Below are 26852 nucleotides of genomic sequence, written 5' to 3'. Positions count from 1 at the left end.
CTGCCTCAGCCGCCGGCGGCCGGCGGCGTGCGCTTGGACTCGGCAAGCTCGTCGACGTGGAGCCCGGTCTCGTCGATCGTGCCGTTGCGATACGCCTGACGCCCCACCATGTGCGCCGACAGCGGCGCCGTCGCGAGCTGGATGAGCACGATCGGCACGAGGAATGCGACCACCGGCCACGACCGCAACGACAGCGCGATCGCCAGGCAGATCAACATCAGGCCGAGAACCTGCGGCTTGGTCGCCGCGTGGAGGCGGCTCGGCACGTCGCGGAAGCGCAGCACGCCGATCGCGGCGGTGAGGCACAGCAGTGCGCCGATGAGGATCAGGACGAGGGCCGCGACATCCAGGATCTCGTTCATCGTCCCTGGTCCCTTCTCGCCACGAACCGCGCGATCGAGATCGACCCGAACACGCCGACCGCGGCGATGATCAGCAGCACCGGAAGCGTCCGGGTGTGATGGTTGATCGCCATCTCGGCGCCCAGCACGCACATCACCTCGGTGAGGAGCACGTCGGACGCCACCGCGCGGTCGAGGATCGACGGCCCGATCACGATCCGCCACAGCGTCACCAGTGCGGCCACGCCGAAGATCACGTAGATCGCGATCATCAGGATGTTCATCGCGCACCCCCTCCGGCGACGGGTCTCGCGGCTCGGATCGCCTGCAGCTGCGCCCGCGAACCGACTGCGCGCACGATGCGCTCCTCCCAGTGGTAGACGCTCGCGCGCTGCCTCTCGACATCGGTGTCGTCGCGCACGCCGATCACGTGCAGGTACAGGATGCGGCGGTCGCGATCGGTCTCGACGATCAGCGAGCCGGGGATGAGGGATGCCGTCACGCCGGTGTGCGTCATGATCAGGTCGTCGTCGGTGCGCAGCTGCACGGCGATGATCGCGGCGCCGGGCTGTCGCCGGAAGTCGAGCACCTGCCACGCCACGATGAGCGAGCCGTGGATCACCGCCACGATGAACTCGGCCACGAACACGAACCCCCACCAGAGGTTCACGCGGCCGGAGAGCTCGACAGGCGGCAGGCGGAAGATGCGCGTCACGATGATCGCCGCGATCAGGCCGGTGAGGAACGCAAGCCCTGTGAACTGCCCCCAGAGGAGCATCCACAGCGCGATGAGCCAGACGAAGAACGGCAGTTGGCGCCAGGTCGTGATGACGGCGCGGTGCAGCCGGTTCTGGGGCAGGTCGGGGCTCACGGCGCCTTCTCCGTTCCCTGCACGTCGTCCTGCAGCTGGGTCAGCGTCACCGGCTGCAGGAGCGCCTCGCCGATGCGGGTGCACACGTCGTAGAGCGGCCCGGCGAAGATCGTCAGCGCGACGGTGATCGCCACCATCCCGGTCGTGGCGGCGGTCATGATCTTCGGGATGACGCGGCGCTCGGTCTCGACGCCGGCTGCCGGGGCCGTGCCGAGGTACGAGATGCGTGCCTCGGTCTCGGCCGAGTCCTCGTCCTCGCGCCAGAACGACAGGTTCCACGCGCGCATGAGGGCGTACAGCGTGAGGAGGCTCGTCAGGATGCCGCCGACCATCAGCACCATCATGATCGGCGTGCCGACCTGGGCCGCCGCGTCGAACAGGGCGAACTTGCCGATGAAGCCCGAGAACGGCGGCAGGCCGCCGAGGTTGACGGCGGGGATGAAGTAGAGCACGGCGATCACCGGCGCCGCCTTCATGAGTCCCTTGACACGCAGGATCGAGGTCGATCCCGCGCGGCGCTCCACGAGTCCGACGGCGAGGAACAGCGTCGTCTGCACCACGATGTGGTGGATCATGTAGTAGATCGTCGCCCCGATGGCCGCCGGCGTCGCGATCGCGAGCCCGAAGATCATGTAGCCGATGTGGCTGACGAGCGTGAACGACAGGATGCGTTTCAGCTCGGCCTGCGCGACCGCGCCGAGCACCCCGACGATCATCGTCGCCAGCGCCACCCACATGAGCAGCTGGTTCACGTCGTTGTAGAGGAACAGCTCGGTCTCGGTGCGGATGATCGCGTACACGCCGACCTTCGTCAGCAGGCCCGCGAACACCGCGGTGACCGGCGCGGGAGCGGTGGGGTACGAGTCGGGCAGCCAGAACGACAGCGGGAAGACGGCGGCCTTGATGCTGAATGCCAGCAGCAGCATAAGATGCAGGATCAGCTGCGTCTCCTGCGGGAGCTCCCCCATCCGCTCGGAGATCTGCACCATGTTCACGGTGCCCAGCGCGCCGTAGATCATCGCGATCGCCGCCAGGAACAGGATCGACGACACCAGCGACACGACGATGTAGACGACGCCGGTGCGGATCCGCGACTCCGTCGAGCCCAGCGTGATGAGGACATACGAGGCTACGAGCAGAATCTCGAAGCCGACGTAGAGGTTGAACAGGTCGCCCGCGATGAACGCATTGAAGATGCCCGCGCCCAGGATGAGGTACGAGGGGTGGAAGATCGAGACCGGTGTGTCGTCGTCGCCGTCGGCCGCGCCCTGGCCGACCGAGAAGAGGAGCACCGCGAGCAGAACGATGCTCGAGACCACGACCAGCAGCGCCGACAGCCGGTCGACGTACAGCACGATCCCGAACGGGATGGGCCAGCCGCCGACCGAGACCGCGATCGGCCGGTCGCCGACGTCGACGACGTAGAGCAGGATCGCGGCGATGACGAGTACCGCAGTGAGCGTCACCACGGAGACGGCGACCTGCGTCTTGCGGTGCCGTCCCGCGATGAGGGCGATGGCGGCGCCGAGCAGGGGAAGCGTGACGAGCAGCGGGACCAGTGCCGGGGCGATCTGCATCATGCGTCATCACCTCGCTCGTTCTCGTCGGCGCGATCCCGCGGGTTCTGCGCGGGCCGGTCGACCGGGGCGTCGTCACGGAGGCCGGCGAAGTCCCGCGTGCCGAGGATCGTGATCGGAGCCGTGTCGGTGCCCACGAAGTCGGTCGTCGCGTCGTCGTCCGTGTGCTCGATCTCGGTCTCCTCGTCCATCGTGTCCTCGTCCTCGGGGCCGCGTTCGCGCACCTCGAGGTCTGCGATGTCGTCGATCACGGTGTCGGCCTGACCGAGCTGCCAGGAGCGGTAGATGAGCGCGAGGAGGAACGCCGAGACGGCGAACGTGATGACGATGGCGGTGAGCGTGAGCGCCTGCGGCAGCGGGTCCGACATCTCTTCGACGGATGCCGCCGCGCCGAAGAACGGCGCGACACCGGGAGCGCCCATCACGATGAGGAGGAGAAGGTTGGTCGCGTTGCCGAGCAGCAGGAACCCGATCAGGACGCGGGTGAGGCTGCGTTCGAGCATGGCGTACACGCCGCAGGCGAAGAGGACCGCCATCACGATGATGAGGATGAGCGAGACGTTCACGAGACGCTCACCCCCTGCTGCTCGCGAAGCTCCTGCGCCTGGCGGTCGACTTCGGCGCCGAGGCTGCGCAGCACGTCGAGTACGAGCCCGATGACGACGAGGTAGACGCCCACGTCGAAGATGGTGGAGGTGACGAACTCGACGTGGCCGAGCACCGGCAGCGTGGTCTCGAAGAAGAAGCTCGACAGCGGCGGGTAGCCGAAGAACACCGGCACCACGGCGCACGCGACCGCGATGGTCATGCCGGTGCCGAGCAGGCGCCCGGCGTCGGTGGGCGCGGCGGCGCCCAGCTCGTAGCGGCCGCCTGCGACGTAGCGCATCACGAGCGCCATGCCCGCCACGAGGCCGCCGGCGAACCCGCCGCCCGGAAGGTTGTGGCCGGCGAACAGCAGGTACAGCGACACGATGATGATCGTGTGGAACAGGATCCGCACGATCACCTCGAGCATGATCGAGCGGTTCTCGGGGCGCACGCGCTGGCCGCCGACGAGCCACGCCATGCGCCCGCTGCCGCGCTCATCGCCGCGCTGCTTGAGGCCGTCCGACGTCTCGACGAGGGGGCGGCGCGCCCGGGTCGCCCCCGAGGGCAGCGGCGCGATGAACCGCGACAGCGTGTCGGCGCGGTGGGTGACGAAGACGAGGGAGGCCACGCCCGTCGCCGCGAGGATCAGCACCGAGAGCTCGCCCATCGTGTCCCACCCGCGCAGGTCGACGAGGGCGACGTTGACCACGTTCTTGCCGTGACCGAGCTGATAGGCCAGCTCGGGGAAGCGCTCTGAGATCGGCTTCTCGACGCGCGCGCCGGTCGCCACGATCGCGACGAGGGCCATGGTGATGCCGACCGCGGCGCCGAGCACGGCGCGCGCGACGGGCCAGACCGACGCGTTGTGCTCGCCGAGTCGCGACGGGATCCGCCGCAGCACGAGGGCGAAGGCGACCAGTGTGACGGTCTCGACGAGGATCTGCGTGAGAGCGAGGTCGGGCGCCCCGCTCGTCGCGAAGAGCAGCACCATGCCGAGTCCGGTCGCCGAGACGAGGACCACACCGGTGTAGCGCTTGCGCGCGCGGATCGCGATGAGTCCCGCCGCGATCATGAGCGGTGCGACGAACAGCTGCGTCGGCGTGTGGAACGCGTCGAGCTGGGCGCGCCACTCGTCGCTCGCGATCAGCGCCGTGCCCTCGGCGGCGACGAAGACGACGAAGATCGTGCCGACGTACACCGGCAGCGAGCCCCGCTGGGTGAGGCTGGTCGTCAGGACGGACAGGCGCGCGATGCCGCGGAGCGCGCCGTTGTACGCCTCGGCCGCCGTGAACGGCAGCAGCCGCGTGACCGGTCGCCAGCCGCGGGTCGCCCAGAACGCGAGGACGCCCACCGCGATGGACGCGAGCGAGATCCACAACGCGGCCTCGAAGCCGTGCCAGACGGCCAGATGTGCGGGGTGCTCGGGAGCGGCCACGCCCGGCGTGGCCGAAGGCGCCTGATCGGCGTACGAGGCGAAGGCCTTGTCGAGCCACGGAGCCGCGACACCGGCGACCACGGTGAGACCGCTCAGCACGATCGGCGCGACGAGGAACCCGATGGGCGGGTCGGGCCATTCCGTGTCGGGCATACGGTCGCCGCTCGGCTGACGCTTGGTCGCGAACGCGCCCCAGACGAAGCGGATGCCGTACCCCGCGGTCAGCACCGACCCGAGCGTGATGCCCACGAGGGCGACGATGCCCCACACTGCTCCGCCGAGCGCCTCGTGCAGGAGGGCGGCGAGCGCCCCCTCCTTGGCGACGAACCCGATGGTCGGGATGATGCCGACCATCGAGGCGACCGCGATGATCGAGAACGTGGCCAGCACGGGCGCCTGCCGGCCGACCCCGGACAGTTCGGTCAGGTCACGCGTGGAGAGCTGACGGTCGATGACGCCCACCACGAGGAACAGCGCCGACTTGAAGAGCGCGTGACTCAGCAGCAGCGCGAGGCCGGCGAGGGCGGCATCCCTCGTTCCATAGCCGAGCACCACGGTCAGCATGCCGAGCTGGCTCACCGTGCCGAACGCGAGCACGCGCTTGAGGTCGGTTTCGCGCAGGGCCTGGAACCCGCCCAGCAGCATCGTGAAGACGCCGAGTCCCACCACGATCGGCCGCCAGGTCGGCGCGATCGCGAACACCGGTGCGAGGCGGGCGATGAGGTAGATGCCGGCCTTCACCATCGCCGCGGCGTGCAGATAGGCGCTCACGGGGGTGGGCGCCGCCATGGCGCCGGGCAGCCAGAAGTGGAACGGGAAGATCGCCGACTTGCTGAGCGCGCCGACGAGGATGAGCACCAGGGCGGCGTCGACGATGGGCCCGGACGGCGCCTCGGCGAGGATCGTCGAGATGCTCGAGGTGCCGGCGTCCACGACCAGCAGCACGACGCCGATCAGCATGACCAGTCCGCCGAGCGTGGTGACCAGGAGCGCCTGCAGTGCGGCGCGGCGGCTCGCCGCGCGTTTGTTGTAGTACCCGATGAGGAGGTACGACAGCACGCTCGTGACCTCCCAGAACATCACGAGCACCACGAGGTCGTCGGTGAGCACGAGGCCGTACATCGCGCCGGCGAAGGCGAGCAGCACAGCGGCGAACTGGCCGAGGTTCTCCTTCTTGCCGCGGAAGTACCAGCGGCAGTAGATCATCACGAGCGCGCCGACGCCCGTCACCACCAGGGTCATGAGCCACGACAGCGTGTCCATGCGCATCGAGAGGTCGATGCCGAGTGGGGGGATCCAGGCGTATGTCTCGAACGGAATGTCACCGGCGATGATGCGCGGCGTGAGCACCACGGCGTACACGAAGCCCGCGAGGGGAAGGATCGCCGCGACGTAGAACGCGCGGGCGCCGATGCGCGCGACGAGCCACGGCAGCAGAATCGGAACGACCGCGAACGCGCCGAGCACGAGGAGCATTCGGGCCTCCTCGGGGTCGTCGGTCGGCGCAGGTCGTCGGAGGACAGCGCGGAGCCAAGGCGATCGGGGTGTCTGAACCATCCTACCCGGCGCATTCCGGGCCTTGAGTCGACCGCACACGACCCCGGTCGTTGAGCGAGGGAGCGCCAGCGACCGAGACGAAACGCCTCGAACCGTTCGACGACGCCGGGTGCGCGCGTCTCGTCTCGCTCGTTCCTCGCTCGCTCACCGACCGGGGTCAGCGCGACGGCCGGGGCGGCGGCGAGGTCAGCGCTCGAGCGACGCCGGGCCTGTCGTGTTGCCCTCGCGGAACATGCACGTGAAGCGGATCGAGGCGGCTGGCGCGCCCTCCAGCATCGCCGCGACGGCGGCGCCTGCGGCCCGGCCCTTGTCGGTCGCCGGCTGCACGAGCGTCGTCAGCTCGTACGGGGCGAGGCCGTCGACCACGATGCCGTCGAAGCCGGTGACGCTGACGTCTTCGGGGACCCGCAGGCCCGCCTCCTCGGCCGCCCGAATCACGCCGGCGGCGAGCAGGTCGCTCTGCGCGATCACCGCGGTCGGGCGACGGTCGGGGTCGGCGAAGATCTCGCGGCCGGCCGCGTGCCCCTCGTCGATGAAGCTGCCGGCGGCGGCGAAGGTCGCGGCATCCGGGAACACGTCCAGGGCGCCGGCGAGGCGTTCGCGCGTGACGTCGACGGCGATCGCGGTGTCGTCGTGGATCCAGCCCCGCTCCCACCCGGCGCGGACGGGAAGCGCGACGACGGCGACGCGGCGGTGTCCGAGGGCGCGGAGGTGGCTGGCAGCCTGGCGCTGCGCCTCGCGGTTGTCGAGTCCGATGCGGGGGACGTCGTCCCCGGCATCCCCTTCGATCACGACGACCGGGATGCCGCGGGCCTTGACGGTCTCGAGCGACTCGCGCAGCAGCCCGCTGCAGCCGATGAGCACCGCCGCGTCGAGCGGCGCGGTGGTGAGCGAGGGTCCGCTGCCGGTGGGCTCGTGGTCGCGCAGCAGGAGAAGTCCCGCGCCGATCGGCGTGACCGCGTCGGCGAGGCCGTCCATCATCAGCGTCTTCACGGGGTCGAGGAACGCGGTGCGCAGGTGCTCCTCGAAGACCACGCCGACGATGCCCGAGCGCCCGCGGCGGAGCGATGCGGCGCGCGGATCGGGACCGGTGTAGCCGAGCGCCGCGGCGGCGTCGAGGACCCTCCGGCGGGTGGCCTCCGACACGGGCGTCTTGCCGCTGAAAACCACCGAGGCGGTCGACGGCGAGACGCCGGCCTCACGGGCGACGTCCGAGATCGTGGCGCGGCGGGTTCCGGCATCCTGACGGCTCATGTCGTGACGATCGTAGCCCGTTGCGGGCCACCGGGCCGAATCGATTCGAGGCAGCCAGTTCCCGGGTTCCAGCGCTGCCGAATCGATTCGGTACAGTGTCCGGATGGATACCGTGCTCACCCGGACGCAACTGGTCGCCTGGCGCACCGCGATCTTCGGCATCTTCTTCGCGACCGGCCTGGGCTTCGCCACGTGGGCCGCACGCGTCCCCTCCGTCAAGGCCAACCTCGGCATCAACGACTTCGAAGTCGGCCTGCTGCTGTTCGCGTCGGGTGCCGCGTCGATCCTCGGCCTCACGCTGGCCAACGTCGTGCTCGCGCGGTGGGGCGCCCGCCGCGGATTGCTGATGGGTCTGGCGACGTTCGCGATCGGCATCGTGCTCGTCGGCTTCGGCGCCGACATGACGGCATCCTTCGCCCTCACCGCCACCGGGCTCGCGGTGATGGGACTCGGCATGGGCGCGACCGACGTGATGATGAACGTCGAGGGCGCGGCGATCGAGCAGGCGAGCGGCAAGACGATCATGCCGCTGTTCCACGCCCTGTTCAGCCTGGGCACGGTCGCCGGCGCCGGGGTCGGCGTGGCGATGACGGCGTGGCAGGTGGGCGTCGCCCCGCACCTCTGGATCGTGGGCTGCCTCGTCGTGGTCGGCGGCGCCGTCGCCGTCACCTTCGTGCCGCGACGAGAGGTGAACGAAGACCCGACCGACGCCGCCGATGCTCCCACCCGGCGCGAGAAGTTCGCCGCCGCGATCGCCGTCTGGCGCGACCCGCGCACGTACGCGATCGGCGCGATCATGCTCGGCATGGCGTTCGCCGAGGGCGGCGCCAACGACTGGCTGCCCCTCAGCGTGGTGGACGGACACGGCGGCACCGAGGCGCAGGGCGCGATCGCGCTCACTGTCTTCTCGGTGGCGATGACCGCCGTGCGGGCGCTCGGCGGCCCGCTCGTCGACCGCTTCGGACGCGTGTGGACGCTCCGCATCCTCGCGATCCTCGCCGGCGGCGGCCTGGTGATCTTCATCCTGGCGCCCTCGATGCCGATCGCCCTGATCGGCGTCGCCCTGTGGGGCATGGGCGCGTCCCTCGGCTTCCCGCTGGGCATGTCGGCCGCGGCCGACGACCCGGCGAAGGCTGCCGCGTCCGTCTCGGCAGCCGCCACCATCGGCTACGTCGCGTTCCTGTGCGGCCCGCCCATCCTCGGCTGGATCAGCCACCAGATCGGGCTGCTGCCGACGCTCTGGATCCTCGTGGCGCTCATCGCCCTCTCGGGCTTCGCCTCGGGCGCGGCCAAGCCGATCGCCGGCTCGCAGGTCGGCGCCGGCCACCACCGCTAGGGCGGGACCACGCCGGGGCATCCGGAGATGTCCCGGCGTGCGTCAGCTCAGAGGCGATCCGCGACGGTGGCGGCCACCGTCAGCCACGCGTCGCGGGTCTCGGGCGCGAGAGCGTCGAAGTCGATGGGGCCGCCGTCGACGAGGGACGGATCGAACGGCGCGTTGACGACCGCAGAGGTCACCTGCTCGAAGTGACGCGTGAGGCGGTCCTCGAGCCGGCGGTCGGGGCGCGACGAGGGCGCGGTGAGCACGGTGACGGCGTCATCGATCTTGTCGCCGAACCCCTTCTCGCGGAGGCCGTCGAGCAGCCACGCGGCGCTGGCGGCGGTGTCTTCGCGCACAGTGGAGACGATCACGAGCTGGTCGGCCGCCGCGACCGACGCCACCCAGTTCGAGGCGCGCATGTTGTTGCCGGTGTCGACGATCATCAGCCGGTAGTAGCGACGCAGGAGCGAGTGGAGCCGGTCGAACGCGGCGGAGTCGATCGTCGAGGATGCCGCGGCGTCCTCGTCCGACGCCAGCACGTCGAAGCGGGCGTCGACCTGCGTGCGCACGTACGTGTCGAGTGCAGCGAGGCTGGAGCCGCTCGGGTTCCAGAACTCGTCGATGTCTTCGAGGAGGTCGACGGCGGTCCGGTGGTGCGGGGCGTTCTGCGCGCGCCAGCCCAGCGTGCCGCGAGTCTCATTGTTGTCCCACGCGAGGGTCGCACCGCCGCGCACCGTCCCGAAGGTGGCGGCCAGCAGCAGCGTGCTCGTCGTCTTGTGCGCGCCGCCCTTCGGGTTGAGCACCACGATCGTCCTCGGCGCGTCGAGCCGGCGCTGCACCCGCTTCTGGCGATCGAGCCGGTCGCGCTCGGCGCGGCCGGGTGCGGGAGAGACGAGGCCGCCGGTCGCCCGGCGGACGGCTCCCTGCCACCCCGACGTCGCGCGCGTGCGGCTGGCGCCGCCTCGCGACTCGAGCAGGTCCTGGACGGTCGGCTTGCCCGCGTCGCGCCGGGCGACGGGCGCGGGCGTCTCGTGCGGCTCCGGGAGCGGCAGCGTCGCCGGATCGCGTCGCTGCAGGGGGACGGATGCCGCCGGCTCGCGCCGCTCCGCCGCCACCGGCGCGGGGGGCGCGGCGTGCGCGGTCGCGGGCGTCGCAGCGGGGACGGCGGGCATCGGGGGAACCGAAGCGACCGCCGGGACGGGCGCAACCGGAGCGGATGCGGACGCCGGGGCGGGAACGGGGTCGGCGGTCGCGGCATCCAGCGACTCCGCCCATGTGCCGTCGGGGTGCACGACCAGCGGCCAGCTCGACGACCCCTCGACGAGGGTGGCGTGCGCGGGCTCGCCCGTCGAGGCCGCCAGCTGCCGGATCTCCTCGACGACGCGGTCGCGCAGGGCCAGGCTGTCGGGAGCGACGACTTCCTCGACATCGGTGCCGACGTGCAGCTCGGCGGTCGTGCTCGTCAGGAAGTGGACGGTCGCATCGGGGCGGCGTGAATTCATCGGTTCTCCTCCGCAGCGGCGGCTTCAGATGCCGGCCGCGGCAGAAGGCGGCGGCCGGTCAGGGCAGGCGAGTGGGCCGGCGAGAGCCCATCGGAGGGCGAGCGCGGGCCTCGGCCACGCTTTCGCCGTGCATGTTCACGCTAGTCGACCGTTCCTGGAAGGCACCGCCGAGACTTCGCGACGAGGCCGCGAGCTACCCTCGTCGGGTACTGACGGCACAACCGCAGGATCGGCTCATCGAGACCTCGCGGTCCGGCCGCAGGCCAGGCTCGTCGGGTCCTGACGACACAACCGCGGGATCGGCTCATCGAGACCTCGCGACGAGGCCGCAGGCAAGGCTCGTCGGGTCCCGACGGCACGACCGCGGGAACGGCTCATCGGATCCTCGCGGCGCGGCCGCGGGCTAGGCTCGTCGGGTGCGTCTCGTCATCGCCCGCTGCTCCGTGGACTACACGGGACGGCTCAATGCCCACCTGCCGCTCGCGACCCGCCTGCTGGTGCACAAGGGCGACGGCTCGCTGCTGGTGCACTCCGACGGCGGCTCGTACAAGCCGCTCAACTGGATGAGCCCGCCCTGCCGCCTGGACGTCGAGATTCCGGATGCAGAATCCGCCGCCGCCGGAGTGCTCGAGCACTGGCGCGTCACCCACGCGAAGAGCGGCGACGCGCTGCTCGTGCGCATCTACGAGGTGCTGCACGACACGTCGCACGAGCTGGGCCTGGACCCGGGCCTGCAGAAGGACGGCGTCGAGGCCGACCTGCAGCGTCTCCTCGCCGAGCAGGTCGACGTCATCGGCGACGGCCTCACCCTGGTCCGCCGCGAGTATCCGACCGCGATCGGTCCCGTCGACCTGCTCCTGCGCGACCCCGAGGGCGGCACGATCGCCGTCGAGGTCAAGCGCCGCGGTGACATCGACGGCGTCGAGCAGCTGACCCGCTACCTCGAACTGCTCGGCCGCGACCCGCATCTCGCCCCGGTCACGGGCGTCTTCGCGGCCCAGGAGATCAAGCCGCAGGCGAAGGTGCTCGCCACCGACCGCGGCATCCGCTGCGTCACCCTCGACTACGAGGGCATGAAGGGCATCGAGTCCGGCGCCCCGCGCCTCTTCTGACGCCCGGGCTGGCCCGTCCGCGATCCTCGGTCCGCGGCTCCGACCGCGAGACCTCAACGGGTCGCCGAGACCGCGGGGAATTCCCACGGTCTCGGCCTTCCAGTGGGGTCTCGCCGATGTGAGCGGCGCGGAAGCGCGATCCCGGCCTTGTATTACGTCATGGCGACAGTACATACTGTCGCGGAGACAGTTTCTTACCCGGATCGCGCGATGACGCTCGACGACTTCCGCCCCGAGCTGCGCTGGTGGCTCGCGGAAGGGCTCCACAGCGATGCGACGCTGCGACGAGAGATCGAGGATGCGCACCGACTCGGCTTCGGCGGCATGGAGTTCCTCGCGATGGACGAGGGCGCGATCGACCACGCGCGCTCTGGCTGGGGCTCGGAGGAGTGGGTGCACGACTCGCAGATCGTGGTCGAGGAGACCACGCGCCGCGGCATGTCGGTGAGCTTCACGTCGGGCACGAACTGGTCCAACGCGAACCTCCCGACGATCGACCCCGACCAGCGCGCCGCTGCGCAGGAGCTCGATGTCGTGCACGAGACGCTCGCGGCCGGTCGATCGCGCACCGGCCCACTTGCGCGCATCGACCTCGCGGCGCCCATCGCCGAGACGACGCTGCCGGGTCATCGCGGCACCATCACGCGGCAGCACCTCGTCGCCGTCGTGGCGGCGCGCGTCGCCGGAGACGGGCTGCTGGATGCGGCATCCGTCGTCGATCTCACCGCCCGTGTCGAGGGCGAGGCGCTCGACTGGACCGCACCGGACGAGCGCGAATGGCGGCTGTTCGCGTACTGGATGCACGGCACCGGGCAGACGGCGTCGCCCTCGGCCAGTGTCAACTACACCGTGAACTACCTCGACTGCGACGGCGTGGACGCCGTCATCGCCTACTGGGACGACGTCCTCCTGACTCCGGCGCTGCGCGCCGAGGTCGCCCGATGGCCCGAGGTGACGTCGACCCCGACACCTCCGCCGATCTGAGTCCCGTCATCGCGGCCGACCCGCTCGACCTGCGCCTGTCGCTCGCATCGATCGTGCACTGGGCGGACAGCACCGGCGTCCGGCGCGACGTCATGGCGAGGGTCGCGTTCCCGATCGACGACATGGGCATGTTCCTCGTCGTGAACCAGCTCTCGTACAACGGCGCGATGAGACCGGTCGACCTGTCGCTCGCGCTCGGCATGACGCCGACCAACATGAGCAAGATCGTCGGGCGGCTCGTGCAGGCCGGCCTCACGCTGCGCGTCGCCGCGCCCGACGACGACCGCGGCGTGCTGGTCGCCCTGACCGACGAGGGGCGCCGCATCGGCGAGCGGATCATGACGACCGCCGAGACGAACATGCAGGCACTGCTCTCGGACTGGTCGCCGGCCGAGATCGAGGAGCTCCGGCGGATGATGGCGCGCCTCGCGCGGGTGCACCGGCGCGATCGCTGAGACGTCCCCGCCAGGGGTCTGCTTCGGAGCGGCGGGCCGCCTCCGCTTAGGCTTGGTCCCATGCCGAGCCGATCGCCGTGGACCTGTGTGCTGTGGGACGTTGACGGAACGATCGTCGACGCATCCGACGGCATCCTCCGCCGCCTCACGATCGCCCTCGAGCACTTCGGCAAGCGTCCGCCGACCCGCGCGGAGCTCGTGCACTGGATCGGTCCGCCGATGTACGAATCGTTCCAGGTGAACGTCGGCATGACGCCGGAGCAGGCGTCCGAGGCCGTCACCTTCTACCGCGGCCTCAACAAGCTCGACGGCTATGCGACAGGCGCCAAGCTGTTCCCCGGCATGGGAGAGCTGATCACGGATGTCGCCGCCGCCGGCATCCCACAGGCCACGGCGAGCTCGAAGCCCGAGGTGCAGGTCGCCGCCCTGATGGACCACTTCGATCTGTCGACCTCGCTGACCGCCATCGTCGGCGCCACAGCGGACGAGCGGACCCTGAGCGCGAAATCCGACATCGTCGCCGAGGCGCTGCGCCGGCTCGGTGCCGCCGGCGTCGACACGAGCCGCCCGGTGCTCGTCGGCGACCGCCATCACGACGTCGAAGGCGGTGCCGCCCAGGATGTGCCGGTGATCTTCGTGCGCTGGGGCTTCAGCTGGCCCCACGAGGCGGAGGGCGCCCAGGCGGTGGTCGACGACGTCGACCAGCTCCGCGCGCTGCTGCTGGTGGGTGAGCCGACGGGTGCCGACGCCGAACCGGCAGACCAGCCCGCAGGCGCGGTGAGCGCCGGGACCGACGGGCGTGCGGCGGGTGCGAGTGAACCCATCGGGGTCGCGGATGCCTGAGTCCGCCGCCTCGATCCTGGGATGGCTGTTGCCGGCCCTGGTCGTGTTCGGCGTGACGGCGATCGCCGTCGCCATGATCGTGTGGGGGGTGCGGCAGGCGCGCCGCTCGCCCCGTGCCCGCGCCGCGGCGGAGCACGCCCGGGCGAAGGCCGGTGCGACGCTCGTCCAGCTCGACGATGAGGTGGGCGAGCTCGAGCTCGAGGTCGGGCTGTCGGGGGCGCTCTACGGCGGCGAGGCGCCGGCGTCGCTCCGGCGAGCGCGCCTCACCGCGCAGCACGCCCGCGACGACGCGTTCGAGGAGTACCGCGCGATCAGCGACGGCTCCGCCTCGCCGGACGAGGTTCGCCGCGTCTCGGCGCGCATCGGCCGACAGACCGGCGAAGCCCTCGCCATCGTGGCGGCCGCCCGCCGCGAGCATGGCGCGTGGGTCACCGCGAACGTGTCGGCCGCCGGTCAGATCGATGCCGCACGCCGCCGTCTCGCGGGGCTGCACGCCTCGATGGGCGATCCGGCGGCACTCGTCGCGGAGCTGTCGTCGCGCTTCGCCGAGGACGAGTGGCGCGAGGCCTCGCAGTCCGCGCACGCGGCGCTGTCGCAGGTTGCTATCGCGCAGCGACACCTGGACGCCGCCGCCGCGCGTGCCGAGGACCCCTCGCTCAGCGCGCTGCCCGATCTCGCCGCCGCCGAACGCGCACTGCGCCAGGCCGAGGCCGATGCGCGCAACCTCGAAGAGACGCACCGCCTGGTCCTGCAGGCGGCGCAGGCCGTTCCCGACGAGATCGCGGCTGCTCGCACGGCGCTGCGCCAGGCCTCCGTCACCCACGAGCACCTCGCCGCGCCCGACGCCGAGCGACTCGGGGCCGAGCTGCACGCGATCGCGCAGGAGCTGAACGACATCGAATCGGATGCCGCGCGCCGCCCCACCCGCACGGTCGACGCCATCGCGCGCCTGCGCGGGCGCCTCGACCTCGCCCTCGGCGACGCCCGCACGGCGCAGCAGCGCCTGCGCGGCGCCCGCACGGCCCTGCCCGGAACCGTCGCCGCCGCGCGCGGCGCCCTGGCACAGGCCGAGGCGTCGGTCTCGCGGTCGCATGCCGGCGCCGACGCGAGATCGCGACTGCTGTCGGCCCAGCGGGAGCTCGCGAGCGCGCGCCAGGCCGGGGACCCGGTCGCCGCCCTCGACGCCGCCCGCCGCGCCCTGCGCGACGCCGAGGACGCCAAGGCCCTCGCCGACTACGCCCGGCTGTCGTCCGCCCGCTGAGCAGCGCCCGGCGTCTGCGCCGGGCGCAGGCGTTTCGTCTCTGCGTTTCGACTCGCAAGCTCGCTCAACGACCGGCAGGAATGGTCCCGGTCGTTGAGCGAGGGAGCGCCAGCGACCGAGACGAAACGCCCCGAGCCGCCCTACCGCGCGGGTGTTGGGCAGCCGCCGCTATCGTGATCGCATGAGCGACGGGGCGACTCGGAGAACCAACCGCGTGCTCGCGGTCATGCGGCGGGTGCCGGCCACGCTGACGATGATCGCGCTGATCCTGGTGGTCGGCGTGGTGTGGCAGGGGCTGTGGCGGCCGTTCGAGGAGTCCGACCTCTACGACGTCGTCGCCTACGGTCTGCCCGCGCTCGAGGCGGGACGGTGGTGGACGCCGGTCACCGGCACCTTCTTCGTCAACCAGCCATGGGTGTACCTCTTCACGATCACCGGGTTCGTCGGCATGGCGTACCTCGAGTTCCGGCGGGGCACGCGGGTCGCCTTGGCGTACTACTGGGTCGGGCAGCTGTTCGCGATCCTCGCGACCGCCCTGCTGCTGTGGGGCTTCTCGCAGCTGCCGTGGGCATGGGCCCAGACCCAGGCGGCAGCGCTCGACGTGGGGGCGTCGGGCGGAACGATGGCGTGCATCGCCGCCGCGGTCGGCCTGTTCCGCAGTCCCTGGCGGGTGCGGGCATGGCTGGTGCTGCTCGGCTTCGTCTTCGTCGCCATGCTGTTCTGGGGCTCGCTCGCCGATCTCGAGCACCTGCTGGCCGTGCTGCTGGTGCTGTTCGTCGACCGGTCGCTGCGCATCCAGCGCACCACGATCCGCGAGCAGCGGCTCATCGCGTTCATCGCGGTGCTGGTGCTCGGCGCGATCCAGGTCGTCACGATCCTCGTCCCGACCGACGGCCCGTTCGGCCCGACCCAGCCGGCGTCGGGCGGCTTCATCGACTTCGCCATCGACACCGTCGTCATCCTCATCGTGGCCAACGGACTGCGACGCGGTAGACGGTGGACCTGGGTGGTGGCCGTCGTCCTCGCCGTCATCAACGTGCTCTTCGCGCTGCTCATCGCCGGGCTCATCGTCCTCGCGAGTGAGGCCAGGGTCGAGGCCACCATCGACGGCGAGACCGAGCTCGCCCTCGCGAGCGGCGCGATGTGGCTGCTGATGCTCGTGTACCTGATCTGGGTGCGCCGCGCCTTCCGCGCCCGCCGGTCGTCGCGGATCGGCCGGCAGCCGGCGCCGGCGGTCGCGGACGTGAAGCGGATGCTGCACGCCGACGGCGGCGGCACGCTGTCGTGGATGACCACGTGGGAGGGCAACAGCTACGCGCGGACCGCCGACGGCATCGTCGCCTACCAGCGGCGAGCGGGCGTGGCCCTGGCCCTCGCCGACCCGCTGGGACCTGCGGCGTCGCGCGCGGCATCCGTTCGGGAGTTCATCCACGATGCCGAACGCGCCGGTCTCGTGCCCTGCTTCTTCAGCTCCGACGAGGCGACACGGGCGGCGGTGCCGTCGTCATGGCGCAGTCTCGTGGTCGCCGACGACACGATCGTCGACCTTCCGGGTCTCGAGTTCACCGGCAAGCAATGGAACTCCGTGCGCTCGTCGCTCAACCGGGCCGGTCGCGAGGAGATGACGTTCCGCATGACCCGCCTGAAGGAGGAATCGTGGGGTGTGCAGCAGCAGCTGCGGGCGATCTCGGAGATGTGGGTCGGCGACAAGGGACTGCCCGAGATGGGCTTCACACTCGGCACGCTCGTCGAGGCAGAGGATCCCGAGGTGCGGCTCGCCCTGGCTATCGCGCCCAACGGCGACGTGGACGGATTCCTCTCGTGGCTGCCGGTGCACGGCGCCGGCGGCACGGTGCGCGGGTGGACGCTCGACCTCATGCGCCGCCGCGAGGGCGGCTTCGGCCCCGTGATGGAGTACCTCATCGGCTCGTCGGCGCGGCTGTTCTCCGAGGAAGGCGCCGAGATCATGTCGCTGTCCGGTGCGCCGCTGGCCCACGACTATCCCGCGGATGCCGGCATGATCGCGGCGCTGAGCGAACGGCTCGCCGACGCCCTCGAGCCCGTCTACGGGTTCCAGTCGCTGCACCGGTTCAAGCAGAAGTTCCACCCGCGCTACGAGACGATGTACCTGCTCTTCCGCGATGAGAGCGACCTCACGCGGATCGGCGGTGCACTCACGCGGGCGTTCCTGCCGGACGCGACGCTGCGTCAGTTCGCGGGGGCGGGCATCGAGCTCGTCCGCGGTGAGCGCGACTGAGGCGGTCGGGCAAGCGACCGAAGCGACCCGGCGCTCATCCCGCGTTCGGCAGGCCGGACTGATGCCGCCAGGCGCGACGAAGCCGCGGCACCCGCTTCAGAGAGGCGGAGTACCGCGGCTTCGACCGCGTGAAGCGATCGGTCCGCCGATCAGATCGGGCGGATGTTCTCGGCCTGGAGACCCTTGGGTCCCTGCGCGATCTCGAACTCGACGCGCTGGTTCTCTTCGAGGGAGCGGTAGCCGCTCGACTCGATGGCGCTGTAGTGCGCGAAGACGTCTGCGCCGCCTTCATCGGGAGCGATGAAGCCGAAGCCCTTCTCCGAGTTGAACCACTTGACGGTGCCCTGCGTGCTCATTACTTGCCGTTCTTCGTTGATCTCCCCGCGATTGCGGCGATTGACTCCAACGTAGTGAAGAGGCAGGCGCGCGGCGAGACCCAATTCGGATGGTGACACAAATGTTGCACACCGCCGCGATCGCAAAGCCGGCCCATCGTACGCCCGGGCTGAGCAAGGCTCGAAAGCCCGGGCGTCGACGGATCCCCCCGGATAGGCCACGTCGGAGACGTGGACAGGGACATCGTACCGATATATCAGCGCAAGAGCGAGGGTCGCGGTCCAAAGGATGAGCGGGATTCCGAAGGCTGCGACCGGGTCGGAATCGGCCCGGATCAGGGGTGTATGCGCGTGAATCGTCCGGCGTACACTGGTGCCACTCATGACTGCCCCCTTCGTCCCGCTCGAGCCGAGCCGAGCCGTCCTCGGAGACGAGGTCTACGAGCATCTGGGCGAAGCGATCCTCGACGGCCGCCTCGCGCCGGGGGAGCGCCTGCGCGACCATGAGCTGGCCGAATGGCTCGGAGTTTCGCGCACGCCGGTGCGTGAAGCGCTGCAGAGACTCGAGCGCGTGGGACTGGTCGAGGTCTCGCCGCACCGCTACACGCGCGTGTCGCAACCGCGGCGGCAGAGCGACACCATCGAACTGGTCGCCTACAACATGGGCATCGCCGTGCGGATGACCTCGGCACGGGCAGACCCGGAGGCGATGGATCTCGCGCTGGAGCGACTGGACGACGTCATCGCGGCATCGCGTGCCGACGATTCCGACGGGCTGGTGGCCGCCAGCCATGCCTTCTTCACGGTCGTCACCCGTGCCAGCGGCAATGCCGCCCTGCTGCAGTTCATCCGCGAGTACGAGATCGCCATCCGGCGCGACATGGTCGGCTGGAAGCCGGTGATCGGGTGCCCGCTCGGCCGTACCGCGGCCTACGAGAACTTCCGCGATGCCTTCCAGGGGCGCGACGGCAACCGCGCCGAGACGCTGCTTCGCAGCATCCACGGCCTGTCCTGAGTCCCGCCGTCTGCACCGCGCTCCCGTCGGCGGTGCGCACTCTTCTCAGTGACGGGTGCCGTGGCTAGCGTGTATCGCGTGAACCACATCGAGCTGCGGGCTCTGGATGACGACGACCTCGACGCGATCTTCGAGATGATGCGCGACCGCGAGGCCATCGCCATGGCCGCCTTCACGGCGGAGGACCCCGACGATCGCGGCGCGTTCGACGCGTGGATCGCGCGCCAGCGCGCCGACCAGGACGTCCTCTCGTTCGTGGTCACCGAGAACGGTGGGTTCGCCGGCACCGCCGCGACATTCACGATCGACGGCGACCGCGAGGTCACCTACTGGATCGCCCGCCACGCCTGGGGCCGGGGCGTGGCGACCGCGGCCCTGCGTCTGCTGATCTCGCGAGAGCCGATCCGCCCGCTCTTCGCCCGCGCCGCCGCGCACAACGCCGGCTCGATCGCGGTGCTGACGAAGGTCGGGTTCACCGAGGTGTCGCGCAACGTCGACTTCGCCCCCGGTCTCGGCCGCGACACCGAAGAGATCGTGTTCACACTCGTGCCTTCGCTGGACGGACTCGGCGGCGGCTGAGACGCCGAAAGCCCCCGGGATACCCGGGGGCTTTCGATGCGCTGTGCGCGAGGGGGGAGTTGAACCCCCACGCCCTTTCGGGCACTGGCACCTGAAGCCAGCGCGTCTGCCTATTCCGCCACTCGCGCGAGTCACGGCATCCGAAGATCCCGCGAAACTCAACTTGCCGAGGATATCATGCGTCGCGGCCTGGTTCTAACTCGCCTGGTCGCCAGCACGATCCATCGTCGGCACAGACTGTGCAATTAGCATGTAGCAACCGGCACCCCCCTCAAGAGGAGCTCCGTGGGACTACTTGACAGCTTCGAGAAAGGTCTCGAACGCGCGGTGAACAGCGCGTTCGCGAAGACCTTTCGCAGCGGCATCCAGCCTGTCGAGATCGCGTCCGCCCTGCGCAGCGAACTCGACAAGAAGGCCGCGGTGGTCAGCCGCGACCGCATCCTCGCACCGAACACCTTCACCGTGCGGCTCTCGCCCGCCGACGACGACCGCATCTCGGCGCTCGGCGACGCGCTCACGCATGAGCTCGACACGCTCGTGCACGCGCACGCCAAGGCCCAGGGCTACTCGTTCGCCGGCCCGGTGACGATCTCGCTGCGACGGGACGACGAACTATCCACCGGCACGCTCCGGGTGGAGTCGACGACGGCCCAGGGCGGCCGCGTCGCGTGGCGTGGCGTGGTGGACGTCGAGGGCCGCCGCATCCCCCTGACGAAGTCGCGCACGGTCATCGGCCGCGGCAGCGACGCCGACATCACGGTCGCCGACTCGGGCACGAGCCGCAAGCACGTCGAGATCCTGTGGGACGGCGAGCGCGCCATGGTCCGCGACCTGGGCTCCACCAACGGCACGCTGCTCGACGGCCGCAAGGTCGGCGAGGCTGCGCTGCCGCCCGACTCGACGGTGCGGATCGGTCGCACCGACATCGTGTTCCGCGTCGTCGCGCAGGCAGCGACCGCGCGACCGGCGGCACCGGTCGACGACGCCACGCGGGTGTTCGACGCGCGCGCCGCGTACGACCCGCAGGAGCGGGGGCCGCTGGCATGAGCGAGCTGACCCTTCTGCTGCTGCGCATCGGCTTCCTGGTGCTGCTGTGGGCGTTCGTCTTCGCGGTCGTGTACTCGCTGCGCGCCGACCTGTTCGGCGTCAAGGTGCGCCGGATGCCGGATGCCGCGACCGCCGCGGCCGGGCCTGCGGCATCCGTTCCCGCCGCGGCCGCCTCGGTCACCGCGCCCGTCGCACCCGTGGCGTCTGCAGCGCCTGCGAAGCCGGGCGGACCGGCGACGACGGCCGCTGTCTCGCGGATCGTGATCACGAGCGGACCCAAGACCGGGCTCGAGCTCCCGCTCGGCAACGAGCCGCTCACCATCGGGCGCTCGAGCGAGTCCGGCCTCGTGGTCCGCGACGACTACACCTCCAGCCACCACGCCCGTCTGGTGCTGTGGGGCGACCAGTGGATGATCCAGGACCTCGACTCGACGAACGGCACCTGGCACGACGGCGCCCGCGTGACTTCTCCCGTCCCCGTGAACATCGGCGCGCCCATCAAGGTCGGCGCGACGACGTTCGAGCTGCGGAAGTAGCGGGCGGACCCCTCCCACATGGTCTTCCAGGGCTCGAGCGCCGCAATCTCGCACACCGGCAAGGTGCGCTCCAACAATCAGGACTCCGGCTATGCCGGCTCGAACCTCTTCGTCGTCGCCGACGGCATGGGCGGCCACGCGGGCGGCGACGTCGCCTCGAGCATCGCGATCACCCGGCTGCAGGTGCTCGACCGCCCCTACGACTCCACGGCCGACGCGGAACGGGCGCTGCGCGACGCGATATCGGATGCCGCGGTCGACCTCGCCGACACCGTCGGCCTCCGGCCGGAGCTCGCCGGCATGGGCACCACCGTCAGCGCGCTCATCATGGTCGACGAGTACGCCGTCATCGCCCATATCGGCGACTCGCGCATCTACCTCTACCGCGACGGCGCGCTCACCCAGATCACCACCGACCACACCTTCGTGCAGCGGCTCGTGGACTCCGGCCGCATCACGCCCGAAGAGGCCCGCTACCACCCGCGCCGTTCCGTGCTCATGCGCGTGCTCGGCGACATGGACACCGACCCCGAGCTCGACACGTTCATCATGCCGACGCAGCCGGGTGACCGCTGGCTGCTCTGCTCGGACGGCCTGTCGGGCGTGGTCGACGACCCGCATACGGCCAAGGCGATGGGTCTCGGACTCGCGCCGGGACGCACCGCCGACAGCCTGCTGAAGCAGGCCCTCGACGGCGGCGCCCCCGACAACGTCACGATCGTCATCGTCGACGTCGGCGGGCAGCATCCGCTCTTCTCCGGCACGCCCACGATCGTGGGCTCCGCGTCCAACCCGACCGGCATCGACGTGCCCGCCGCCCGCCCCGGCCGCACCAGCTGGCTGCACCCCAACCGTCAGTCGGCGAACGAGCCGACGCACTTCGAGCCTGCCGCGGAGTTCCTCGAGGAGCTCATCGAGGAGGACCGGCGGCGCGCCCGCCGCCGGCGCGTCGGGTGGATGGTCGGCGTGGCCCTCGTGCTCGTGCTCCTCGCCGGCGCCGCATGGATCGGCTACCAGTGGACCCAGACGCGCTACTTCGTCGGCGCCGATGAGGACACCGTCGTGATCTATCAGGGCGTGCAGCAGAACATCGGGCCGATCTCGCTGTCGACGCCCTATGAGGACACCGAGATCCCGCTCGATTCGCTGTCCGCCTTCGCCCGTGCGACGGTGGAGGGCACGATCTCGGCCAACTCGCTCTCGCACGCACGGCAGATCGTGTCGGGAATCAGCGACCTGTCGGGAGGAGGCGGATGAGCGCCCCCACGAGCACACCCACCGACGCCGTCTCGACCGACACCGCCGTGGTGCGGGCGCTCAGACGCATCCGCGTGCCGCAGACCCAGCGCAACCGCGAGCTGGCCCTGCTGGTCTTCGCGTTCACGATCAACGGGTCGGCGATCGCCCTCGTCCAGCTGGGCGCGCTCGGCGCGATCGACTGGACGTTCCTGGTCTACTGCGGCGGCCTCACCGCCCTCGTGATCGCGCTGCACATCCTGCTGCGCCTGCGCGCCCGCGACGCCGACCCCTTCGTCGTGCCCATCGCGACGCTCCTCACGGGGCTCGGCCTCGCGATGATCTACCGGCTCGACCTGAACTGGGAGCGCCATGGCTGGGAGGCGTACTCGACGCGGCAGCTGGCGTGGGCGGCGATCGCGCTCATCGCGGCGATCCTCGTGGTGATGTTCCTGCACAACTACCGGGTGCTGTTCCGCTACACGTACATCTTCGGCTTCGTCGGCATCGCCCTGCTGATCCTGCCGGTGATCCCCGGCCTCAGCGGCGGCGGCAACGCCGATGTGTGGGTCGACCTGGGATTCTTCTCGTTCCAGCCGGGTGAGCTCGCCAAGATCGCCCTCGGCATCTTCTTCGCCGGCTACCTGGTGCGCACACGCGAGAGCCTCACCTCCACGGGCACCCGGTTCCTCGGCCTCACCTGGCCGCGCGGACGCGAGCTCGGGCCGCTGCTGGTCATCTGGCTCGTCTCGCTCGGCATCATCGTGCTGCAGCGCGACCTCGGCACCGGCGTGCTGATCTTCGGCATGTTCGTCGCGATGCTCTACGTCGCGACCGGCAAGACCAGCTGGGTCCTCATCGGCGTTGTGCTCGCCGTGTCGGGCGCGTTCCTCGCGTCGCGGATCCTTCCGTACGTGGGCGCGCGGTTCACGAACTGGCTCGACGCGTTCAACCCCGACCTGATGGGCGGATCCAGCTACCAGCTCGTCAACGGCATCTTCGGCATGGCGAACGGCGGGCTCCTGGGCACCGGGCTCGGGCTGGGGCGGCCGTACCTCACGCCGGTCGCCGAGAGCGACTACATCCTGCCGGCGCTGGGCGAAGAGCTCGGCCTGATCGGCGTGTTCGCGATCCTGTGCCTGTACATGGTCTTCACGAGCCGCGGTATCCGCATCGGCCTGGCCGGGCAGGACGACTTCGGCAAGCTGCTCGCCACCGGCCTGTCGTTCACGATCGCGCTGCAGGTCTTCATCATGGTCGGCGGCGTCACCCGCCTCATCCCGCTCACCGGCCTCACGACGCCGTTCCTGGCGGCGGGCGGCTCGTCGCTCGTGGCGAACTGGATCATCGTCGCGCTGCTGCTGCGCATCTCGGATGCCGTCCGCAGCCGGCCCCGGGTGGTGATCGGCTGACATGACCAAAGAACTGCGTCGCCTCAGCGTCCTGATGCTGGTCATGTTCCTCGCGCTGTTCGCGTCGACGAGCTGGATCCAGGTGATCCAGGCCGACGAGCTCGCGGCCAACCCGGAGAACCGTCGCTCGCTCTACGACTCGTACGAGGTGCAGCGCGGGTCGATCATCGCGAGCGGAGCCGCGATCGCCTCGTCGGTGCCGTCCGACGACCTCTACAGCTGGCAGCGCGTGTACACGGATGCCGACATGTGGGCGCCCGTCACCGGCTACATCAACCCGGTTCTGAACTCGGCGACGAACATAGAGCTGGCCATGAACCAAGAGCTCAGCGGCACAGCCGGCTCGCAGTTCTTCTCGCGCGTCGAGCGGATCTTCACCGGACAGCCGCCGCGCGGCTCGAACGTGGTGCTCTCCCTCGACGCCGACGTGCAGCGGGCCGCCTACGAGGCGCTCGGCGACCTGCAGGGCGGCATCGTCGCGATCGAGCCGTCGACCGGGCGCATCCTGGCGCTGGTGACGAGCCCGAGCTACGACACCAACGTCCTCGCATCACACGATACGGACGCGGTGAACGACGCGTACGACGCCCTCGTCGCCGATCCGGGCAAACCGCTGTCGAACCGTGCGATCGCCGGCGACCTGAATCCGCCCGGCTCGACCTTCAAGCTCGTGGTGGCCTCGGCCGCCCTCGCGTCCGGCGACTACACGCCGCAGTCGACGCTCCCGAACCCCGCGACCTACCAGCTGCCGCAGTCCAGCAGCATCGTCCACAACGCCAGCGGCGGCACGTGCGGCGGCGGCGACACGGTCACGCTCGCCGACGCGCTGCGCCTGAGCTGCAACATCCCGTTCGCGGAGCTCGCTGTGGAGCTCGGCGACACCGCCATCCGCGAAGAGGCCGAGAAGTACGGCTTCAACCAGCCGTTCGAGTTGCCGCTCATCTCGACGCCGTCGGGATACCCGCGGACGATCCAGGACGACGCGCAGACGGCGCTGAGCGGGTTCGGCCAGGGTCAGGTGACGGCGACGCCGCTGCAGATGGCGATGGTGTCGGCCGGCATCGCGAACGGCGGCACGGTGATGAACCCCCGCATGGTGGATCGTGTGATCGGCCCGGACCTGTCGGTACAGAAGACCTTCGACGACACGGAGTTCGGGCGGGCTCTCGACGCGGCCCTCGCGGATGAGCTGGTCACGATGATGGTGGCCAATGTCAGTGACGGTGCTGCGTCGGGTGCAAGAATAGACGGGGTCGACGTGGCCGGAAAGACCGGAACCGCGGAGAACACCGGCGACGAGCCATATACCCTCTGGTTCACAGGGTTCGCCCCGGCCCAGAACCCGGAAGTCGCGGTCGCAGTGGTCGTGGAGGACGGCGGCAGGCAAGGACAGTCGGGCAGCGGCAACACCATCGCCGCTCCTATCGCGAAGAAGGTCATGGAGGCGGTGCTGGGCAAATGAGACCGACGCAGGGCGTGACCTTCGGCGGCCGATACGAACTCGATTCGCGCATAGCGATCGGCGGCATGGGCGAGGTCTGGGAAGCGACCGACCACGTCATCGGACGGACCGTCGCCATCAAGATCCTCAAAGACGAATACATGGGAGACCCGGGATTCCTGGAGCGCTTCCGTGCCGAGGCCCGCCATGCGGCCCTCGTGAACCACGAAGGCATCGCGAGCGTGTTCGACTACGGCGAGGAAGCCGGCAGCGCGTTCCTCGTCATGGAACTCGTTCCCGGCGAGGCGCTGTCGACGGTCCTCGAGCGCGACGGATCGCTGTCGACCGACAAGACCCTCGACATCGTGGCGCAGACGTCGGCCGCACTGCAGGCCGCACACGCAGCCGGTCTGGTGCACCGCGACATCAAGCCCGGCAACCTCCTCATCACGCCCGACGGCCGCGTGAAGATCACCGACTTCGGCATCGCGCGCATCGCCGACCAGGTGCCGCTCACCGCCACCGGTCAGGTGATGGGCACGGTGCAGTACCTGTCGCCCGAGCAGGCGTCCGGGCACCCGGCATCGCCGGCCACCGACATCTACTCGCTCGGGATCGTCGCCTACGAGTGCCTCACGGGCAAGCGCCCGTTCACGGGCGAGTCGCAGGTCGCCATCGCGATGGCGCAGATCAACGAGCAGCCGGCGCCTCTGCCGGCCACGGTCGCCGTCCCGGTCCAGAACCTCGTGATGGCGATGATCGCGAAGAAGCCCGAGGAGCGTCCGGCTTCCGCGGCTGCCGTCGCGCGCGCCGCCACCGCGCTGCGCCGAGGCGATGTCGCGGCAGCCGCCGCGGCGGTCCCGGCCATCGCCGGCGTCGCCGCGGGCGATGCGGCGACGCAGCTGCTCGCGGCGGGCTCCGACACGTCGGCCGCGACGCGCATCATGCCCGCGCCCGGTGAAGAGGGCGCCGAAGAGGCGGCGGAGAAGAAGAAGCGCAGCCCCTGGACCTGGCCGCTCATCGCCCTCATCGCTCTGCTCCTCCTGGTGCTCATCGGCACCATCTGGGCGGTCGTGGCGAACCAGGACACGCCCGCGCCCGACCCGACGAAGACCACTTCGACGCCGTCGGTGACGCCGACCGACACGCCGACGCCGACACCCACCACGGCGAACGTCGTCGCGGACGACTACGTGGGGCAGGATTGCGCCGCCGCGTCGACGGCACTCGACGCCCTCGGTCTCGGTGCGAACTGCGTCGAGGGCAACGCGGCGCCCGACGAGGCGAGCGTGGGCAAGGTCTACAGCGTGAGCCCGACCGGCAACGTCCCGAAGGGCACGATCATCGAACTGACCGCGTACGCCGGCCAGACCCCGATGCCGACCCCGAGCTCCCCGACGTTCCAGGGCGCTCCGGCATCCGTCGCGCCCGGGGAGCAGCTCACCGTCATGTGGGACGGCTACACCTGCCCCTCAGGCGCCGGCTCGGTCAGCGCCTACACCTTCACGGTGCAGAACGGCACGATCACGAACGGGCCGAGCTTCCCGCAGAATGCGCGGTCGGCGACCGTGACGGCGGGCGACGCAGCGGGCCAGACGGTCATCGTCACGTACAACGTGACCTGCAGCGGCGGCACCGCGGGCAACCGCACGTCGGGCGAGTCGGGCGAGGCCACCGTGCTGATCCAGGCCGCTCCCACTCCCGGACCCACGGACGAGGCCGACGACGAGTGAGCCTGGCTGAGTGAATCCGCAGAGCGGGTCGCGCGGCACGCGTGACCCGCTCTCGCTCGGCTAGTGTGGCTGATGTTCCAGGCAGGGAGTGACCGTGACAGCTGAGCCGCGTGTGCTTTCGGGGCGCTATCGCATCGATGAGCCCATCGGCCGAGGCGGC

24 protein-coding genes and 1 tRNA gene are annotated in these 26852 nt (G+C 70.5%); 15 read left to right on the top strand and 10 right to left on the bottom strand.

Annotated features, from left to right (window positions below; genetic code table 11):
- Positions 1–5 precede the first annotated feature (5 nt).
- The 7 genes from mnhG to MRBLWS13_RS12845 form a co-directional block, all read right to left on the bottom strand.
- Complete coding sequence (gene mnhG / locus MRBLWS13_RS12875) at positions 6–362, bottom strand: monovalent cation/H(+) antiporter subunit G (RefSeq protein WP_308866290.1); 357 nt, start codon at positions 360–362, stop codon at positions 6–8.
- Positions 359–625: a monovalent cation/H+ antiporter complex subunit F gene (locus MRBLWS13_RS12870; RefSeq protein WP_349425749.1), complete on the bottom strand. Its 267-nt coding sequence runs from the start codon at positions 623–625 to the stop codon at positions 359–361. Before MRBLWS13_RS12870 ends, mnhG begins: the two co-directional genes overlap by 4 nt.
- Complete coding sequence (locus MRBLWS13_RS12865; RefSeq protein WP_349425748.1) at positions 622–1212, bottom strand: Na+/H+ antiporter subunit E; 591 nt, start codon at positions 1210–1212, stop codon at positions 622–624. Before MRBLWS13_RS12865 ends, MRBLWS13_RS12870 begins: the two co-directional genes overlap by 4 nt.
- Positions 1209–2792 carry a Na+/H+ antiporter subunit D gene (locus MRBLWS13_RS12860; RefSeq protein ID WP_349425747.1) on the bottom strand — a complete coding sequence of 528 codons (1584 nt, stop codon included), beginning with the start codon at positions 2790–2792 and terminating at the stop codon, positions 1209–1211. Before MRBLWS13_RS12860 ends, MRBLWS13_RS12865 begins: the two co-directional genes overlap by 4 nt.
- Positions 2789–3355: a Na(+)/H(+) antiporter subunit C gene (locus MRBLWS13_RS12855; protein WP_349425746.1), complete on the bottom strand. Its 567-nt coding sequence runs from the start codon at positions 3353–3355 to the stop codon at positions 2789–2791. Before MRBLWS13_RS12855 ends, MRBLWS13_RS12860 begins: the two co-directional genes overlap by 4 nt.
- A complete protein-coding gene (locus MRBLWS13_RS12850; protein ID WP_349425745.1) occupies positions 3352–6288 on the bottom strand; it encodes a Na+/H+ antiporter subunit A in 2937 nt (978 codons plus the stop codon). The genes MRBLWS13_RS12855 and MRBLWS13_RS12850 overlap by 4 nt, the downstream gene beginning before the upstream one ends.
- A 267-nt stretch (positions 6289–6555) precedes the next feature.
- Entirely contained in the window at positions 6556–7623 is a 1068-nt protein-coding gene (locus MRBLWS13_RS12845; RefSeq protein WP_349425744.1) for a LacI family DNA-binding transcriptional regulator, read from the bottom strand.
- A 103-nt stretch (positions 7624–7726) separates the two neighbouring features.
- Here MRBLWS13_RS12845 and MRBLWS13_RS12840 point away from each other — a divergent pair, with 103 nt between their 5' ends.
- A complete protein-coding gene (locus tag MRBLWS13_RS12840) occupies positions 7727–8959 on the top strand; it encodes an MFS transporter (RefSeq protein WP_349425743.1) in 1233 nt (410 codons plus the stop codon).
- Positions 8960–9006: 47 nt separating this feature from the next.
- Here the strand turns inward: MRBLWS13_RS12840 and MRBLWS13_RS12835 are convergent, their stop codons facing one another.
- Positions 9007–10446: a chromosome partitioning protein gene (locus MRBLWS13_RS12835; protein ID WP_349425742.1), complete on the bottom strand. Its 1440-nt coding sequence runs from the start codon at positions 10444–10446 to the stop codon at positions 9007–9009.
- Between the two features lie 416 nt (positions 10447–10862).
- On the opposite strand from MRBLWS13_RS12835, the gene nucS reads away from it, so the two are divergent.
- The 6 genes from nucS to MRBLWS13_RS12805 all read left to right on the top strand — a co-directional run bounded on the left by nucS (position 10863) and on the right by MRBLWS13_RS12805 (position 17358).
- Positions 10863–11558, top strand: coding sequence for an endonuclease NucS (nucS, locus tag MRBLWS13_RS12830; protein WP_308866300.1), 696 nt, complete (start codon positions 10863–10865; stop codon positions 11556–11558).
- Between the two features lie 210 nt (positions 11559–11768).
- Complete coding sequence (locus tag MRBLWS13_RS12825; RefSeq protein WP_349425741.1) at positions 11769–12542, top strand: hypothetical protein; 774 nt, start codon at positions 11769–11771, stop codon at positions 12540–12542.
- On the top strand, positions 12500–12997 hold the full coding sequence (locus MRBLWS13_RS12820) for a MarR family transcriptional regulator (RefSeq protein ID WP_349425740.1): 498 nt from the start codon (positions 12500–12502) through the stop codon (positions 12995–12997). Before MRBLWS13_RS12825 ends, MRBLWS13_RS12820 begins: the two co-directional genes overlap by 43 nt.
- Before the next feature lie 60 nt (positions 12998–13057).
- Positions 13058–13840, top strand: a complete 783-nt coding sequence (locus MRBLWS13_RS12815) for an HAD hydrolase-like protein (protein WP_349425739.1) — start codon at positions 13058–13060, stop codon at positions 13838–13840.
- The gene (locus tag MRBLWS13_RS12810; RefSeq protein WP_349425738.1) at positions 13833–15101 is read left to right on the top strand and encodes a hypothetical protein; all 1269 of its coding nucleotides are present in this window, start codon (positions 13833–13835) and stop codon (positions 15099–15101) included. The genes MRBLWS13_RS12815 and MRBLWS13_RS12810 overlap by 8 nt, the downstream gene beginning before the upstream one ends.
- A gap of 181 nt (positions 15102–15282) precedes the next feature.
- On the top strand, positions 15283–17358 hold the full coding sequence (locus tag MRBLWS13_RS12805) for a DUF2156 domain-containing protein (protein WP_349425737.1): 2076 nt from the start codon (positions 15283–15285) through the stop codon (positions 17356–17358).
- A 149-nt stretch (positions 17359–17507) separates the two neighbouring features.
- Here the strand turns inward: MRBLWS13_RS12805 and MRBLWS13_RS12800 are convergent, their stop codons facing one another.
- On the bottom strand, positions 17508–17714 hold the full coding sequence (locus MRBLWS13_RS12800; RefSeq protein WP_137845695.1) for a cold-shock protein: 207 nt from the start codon (positions 17712–17714) through the stop codon (positions 17508–17510).
- 361 nt (positions 17715–18075) lie between these two features.
- Here MRBLWS13_RS12800 and MRBLWS13_RS12795 point away from each other — a divergent pair, with 361 nt between their 5' ends.
- Together MRBLWS13_RS12795 and MRBLWS13_RS12790 are read left to right on the top strand one after the other, a co-directional pair.
- Entirely contained in the window at positions 18076–18708 is a 633-nt protein-coding gene (locus MRBLWS13_RS12795) for a GntR family transcriptional regulator (RefSeq protein ID WP_349425736.1), read from the top strand.
- A 78-nt stretch (positions 18709–18786) separates the two neighbouring features.
- The gene (locus tag MRBLWS13_RS12790; RefSeq protein WP_349425735.1) at positions 18787–19287 is read left to right on the top strand and encodes a GNAT family N-acetyltransferase; all 501 of its coding nucleotides are present in this window, start codon (positions 18787–18789) and stop codon (positions 19285–19287) included.
- A 44-nt stretch (positions 19288–19331) separates the two neighbouring features.
- Here the strand turns inward: MRBLWS13_RS12790 and MRBLWS13_RS12785 are convergent.
- A tRNA-Leu gene (locus MRBLWS13_RS12785) sits at positions 19332–19415 on the bottom strand.
- A 157-nt stretch (positions 19416–19572) separates the two neighbouring features.
- Between MRBLWS13_RS12785 and MRBLWS13_RS12780 the strand changes: the two genes are divergently transcribed.
- Genes MRBLWS13_RS12780 through MRBLWS13_RS12755 form a run of 6 tightly spaced genes read left to right on the top strand, consistent with a single transcriptional unit; the run spans position 19573 to position 26692 of the window.
- Positions 19573–20334, top strand: a complete 762-nt coding sequence (locus tag MRBLWS13_RS12780; protein WP_349425734.1) for a DUF3662 and FHA domain-containing protein — start codon at positions 19573–19575, stop codon at positions 20332–20334.
- Positions 20331–20870 (top strand): FHA domain-containing protein, encoded by a 540-nt coding sequence (locus MRBLWS13_RS12775; RefSeq protein ID WP_349425733.1) that lies wholly within the window; start codon positions 20331–20333, stop codon positions 20868–20870. The genes MRBLWS13_RS12780 and MRBLWS13_RS12775 overlap by 4 nt, the downstream gene beginning before the upstream one ends.
- Positions 20871–20888: 18 nt before the next feature.
- Positions 20889–22127 (top strand): PP2C family serine/threonine-protein phosphatase, encoded by a 1239-nt coding sequence (locus tag MRBLWS13_RS12770; protein ID WP_349425732.1) that lies wholly within the window; start codon positions 20889–20891, stop codon positions 22125–22127.
- Positions 22124–23518 (top strand): FtsW/RodA/SpoVE family cell cycle protein, encoded by a 1395-nt coding sequence (locus MRBLWS13_RS12765; RefSeq protein WP_349425731.1) that lies wholly within the window; start codon positions 22124–22126, stop codon positions 23516–23518. Before MRBLWS13_RS12770 ends, MRBLWS13_RS12765 begins: the two co-directional genes overlap by 4 nt.
- A gap of 1 nt (position 23519) precedes the next feature.
- Complete coding sequence (locus MRBLWS13_RS12760) at positions 23520–24980, top strand: penicillin-binding transpeptidase domain-containing protein (RefSeq protein ID WP_349425730.1); 1461 nt, start codon at positions 23520–23522, stop codon at positions 24978–24980.
- On the top strand, positions 24977–26692 hold the full coding sequence (locus tag MRBLWS13_RS12755) for a protein kinase (RefSeq protein ID WP_349425729.1): 1716 nt from the start codon (positions 24977–24979) through the stop codon (positions 26690–26692). Before MRBLWS13_RS12760 ends, MRBLWS13_RS12755 begins: the two co-directional genes overlap by 4 nt.
- Positions 26693–26852: the final 160 nt, after the last annotated feature.

This window comes from Microbacterium sp. LWS13-1.2 (assembly GCF_040144835.1).
In the GTDB taxonomy this organism is placed as follows: domain Bacteria; phylum Actinomycetota; class Actinomycetes; order Actinomycetales; family Microbacteriaceae; genus Microbacterium.
Note: the sequence above shows the minus strand (reverse complement) of the source record. Positions and strands in the feature narration are given on the sequence as shown.

Excerpts from the sequence above, each read along its gene's own strand:
- MRBLWS13_RS12755 (WP_349425729.1), top strand. The coding sequence starts at position 24,977 with ATGAGACCGACGCAGGGCGTGACCTTCGGCGGCCGATACGAACTCGAT.
- MRBLWS13_RS12815 (WP_349425739.1), top strand. The coding sequence starts at position 13,058 with ATGCCGAGCCGATCGCCGTGGACCTGTGTGCTGTGGGACGTTGACGGA.
- MRBLWS13_RS12835 (WP_349425742.1), bottom strand. The coding sequence starts at position 10,446 with ATGAATTCACGCCGCCCCGATGCGACCGTCCACTTCCTGACGAGCACG.
- MRBLWS13_RS12845 (WP_349425744.1), bottom strand. The coding sequence starts at position 7,623 with ATGAGCCGTCAGGATGCCGGAACCCGCCGCGCCACGATCTCGGACGTC.
- MRBLWS13_RS12775 (WP_349425733.1), top strand. The coding sequence starts at position 20,331 with ATGAGCGAGCTGACCCTTCTGCTGCTGCGCATCGGCTTCCTGGTGCTG.
- MRBLWS13_RS12770 (WP_349425732.1), top strand. The coding sequence starts at position 20,889 with ATGGTCTTCCAGGGCTCGAGCGCCGCAATCTCGCACACCGGCAAGGTG.
- MRBLWS13_RS12805 (WP_349425737.1), top strand. The coding sequence starts at position 15,283 with ATGAGCGACGGGGCGACTCGGAGAACCAACCGCGTGCTCGCGGTCATG.
- MRBLWS13_RS12860 (WP_349425747.1), bottom strand. The coding sequence starts at position 2,792 with ATGATGCAGATCGCCCCGGCACTGGTCCCGCTGCTCGTCACGCTTCCC.
- MRBLWS13_RS12825 (WP_349425741.1), top strand. The coding sequence starts at position 11,769 with ATGACGCTCGACGACTTCCGCCCCGAGCTGCGCTGGTGGCTCGCGGAA.
- MRBLWS13_RS12800 (WP_137845695.1), bottom strand. The coding sequence starts at position 17,714 with ATGAGCACGCAGGGCACCGTCAAGTGGTTCAACTCGGAGAAGGGCTTC.
- MRBLWS13_RS12765 (WP_349425731.1), top strand. The coding sequence starts at position 22,124 with ATGAGCGCCCCCACGAGCACACCCACCGACGCCGTCTCGACCGACACC.
- MRBLWS13_RS12840 (WP_349425743.1), top strand. The coding sequence starts at position 7,727 with ATGGATACCGTGCTCACCCGGACGCAACTGGTCGCCTGGCGCACCGCG.
- MRBLWS13_RS12810 (WP_349425738.1), top strand. The coding sequence starts at position 13,833 with ATGCCTGAGTCCGCCGCCTCGATCCTGGGATGGCTGTTGCCGGCCCTG.
- MRBLWS13_RS12820 (WP_349425740.1), top strand. The coding sequence starts at position 12,500 with ATGGCCCGAGGTGACGTCGACCCCGACACCTCCGCCGATCTGAGTCCC.
- MRBLWS13_RS12850 (WP_349425745.1), bottom strand. The coding sequence starts at position 6,288 with ATGCTCCTCGTGCTCGGCGCGTTCGCGGTCGTTCCGATTCTGCTGCCG.
- mnhG (WP_308866290.1), bottom strand. The coding sequence starts at position 362 with ATGAACGAGATCCTGGATGTCGCGGCCCTCGTCCTGATCCTCATCGGC.
- MRBLWS13_RS12870 (WP_349425749.1), bottom strand. The coding sequence starts at position 625 with ATGAACATCCTGATGATCGCGATCTACGTGATCTTCGGCGTGGCCGCA.
- MRBLWS13_RS12795 (WP_349425736.1), top strand. The coding sequence starts at position 18,076 with ATGACTGCCCCCTTCGTCCCGCTCGAGCCGAGCCGAGCCGTCCTCGGA.
- MRBLWS13_RS12760 (WP_349425730.1), top strand. The coding sequence starts at position 23,520 with ATGACCAAAGAACTGCGTCGCCTCAGCGTCCTGATGCTGGTCATGTTC.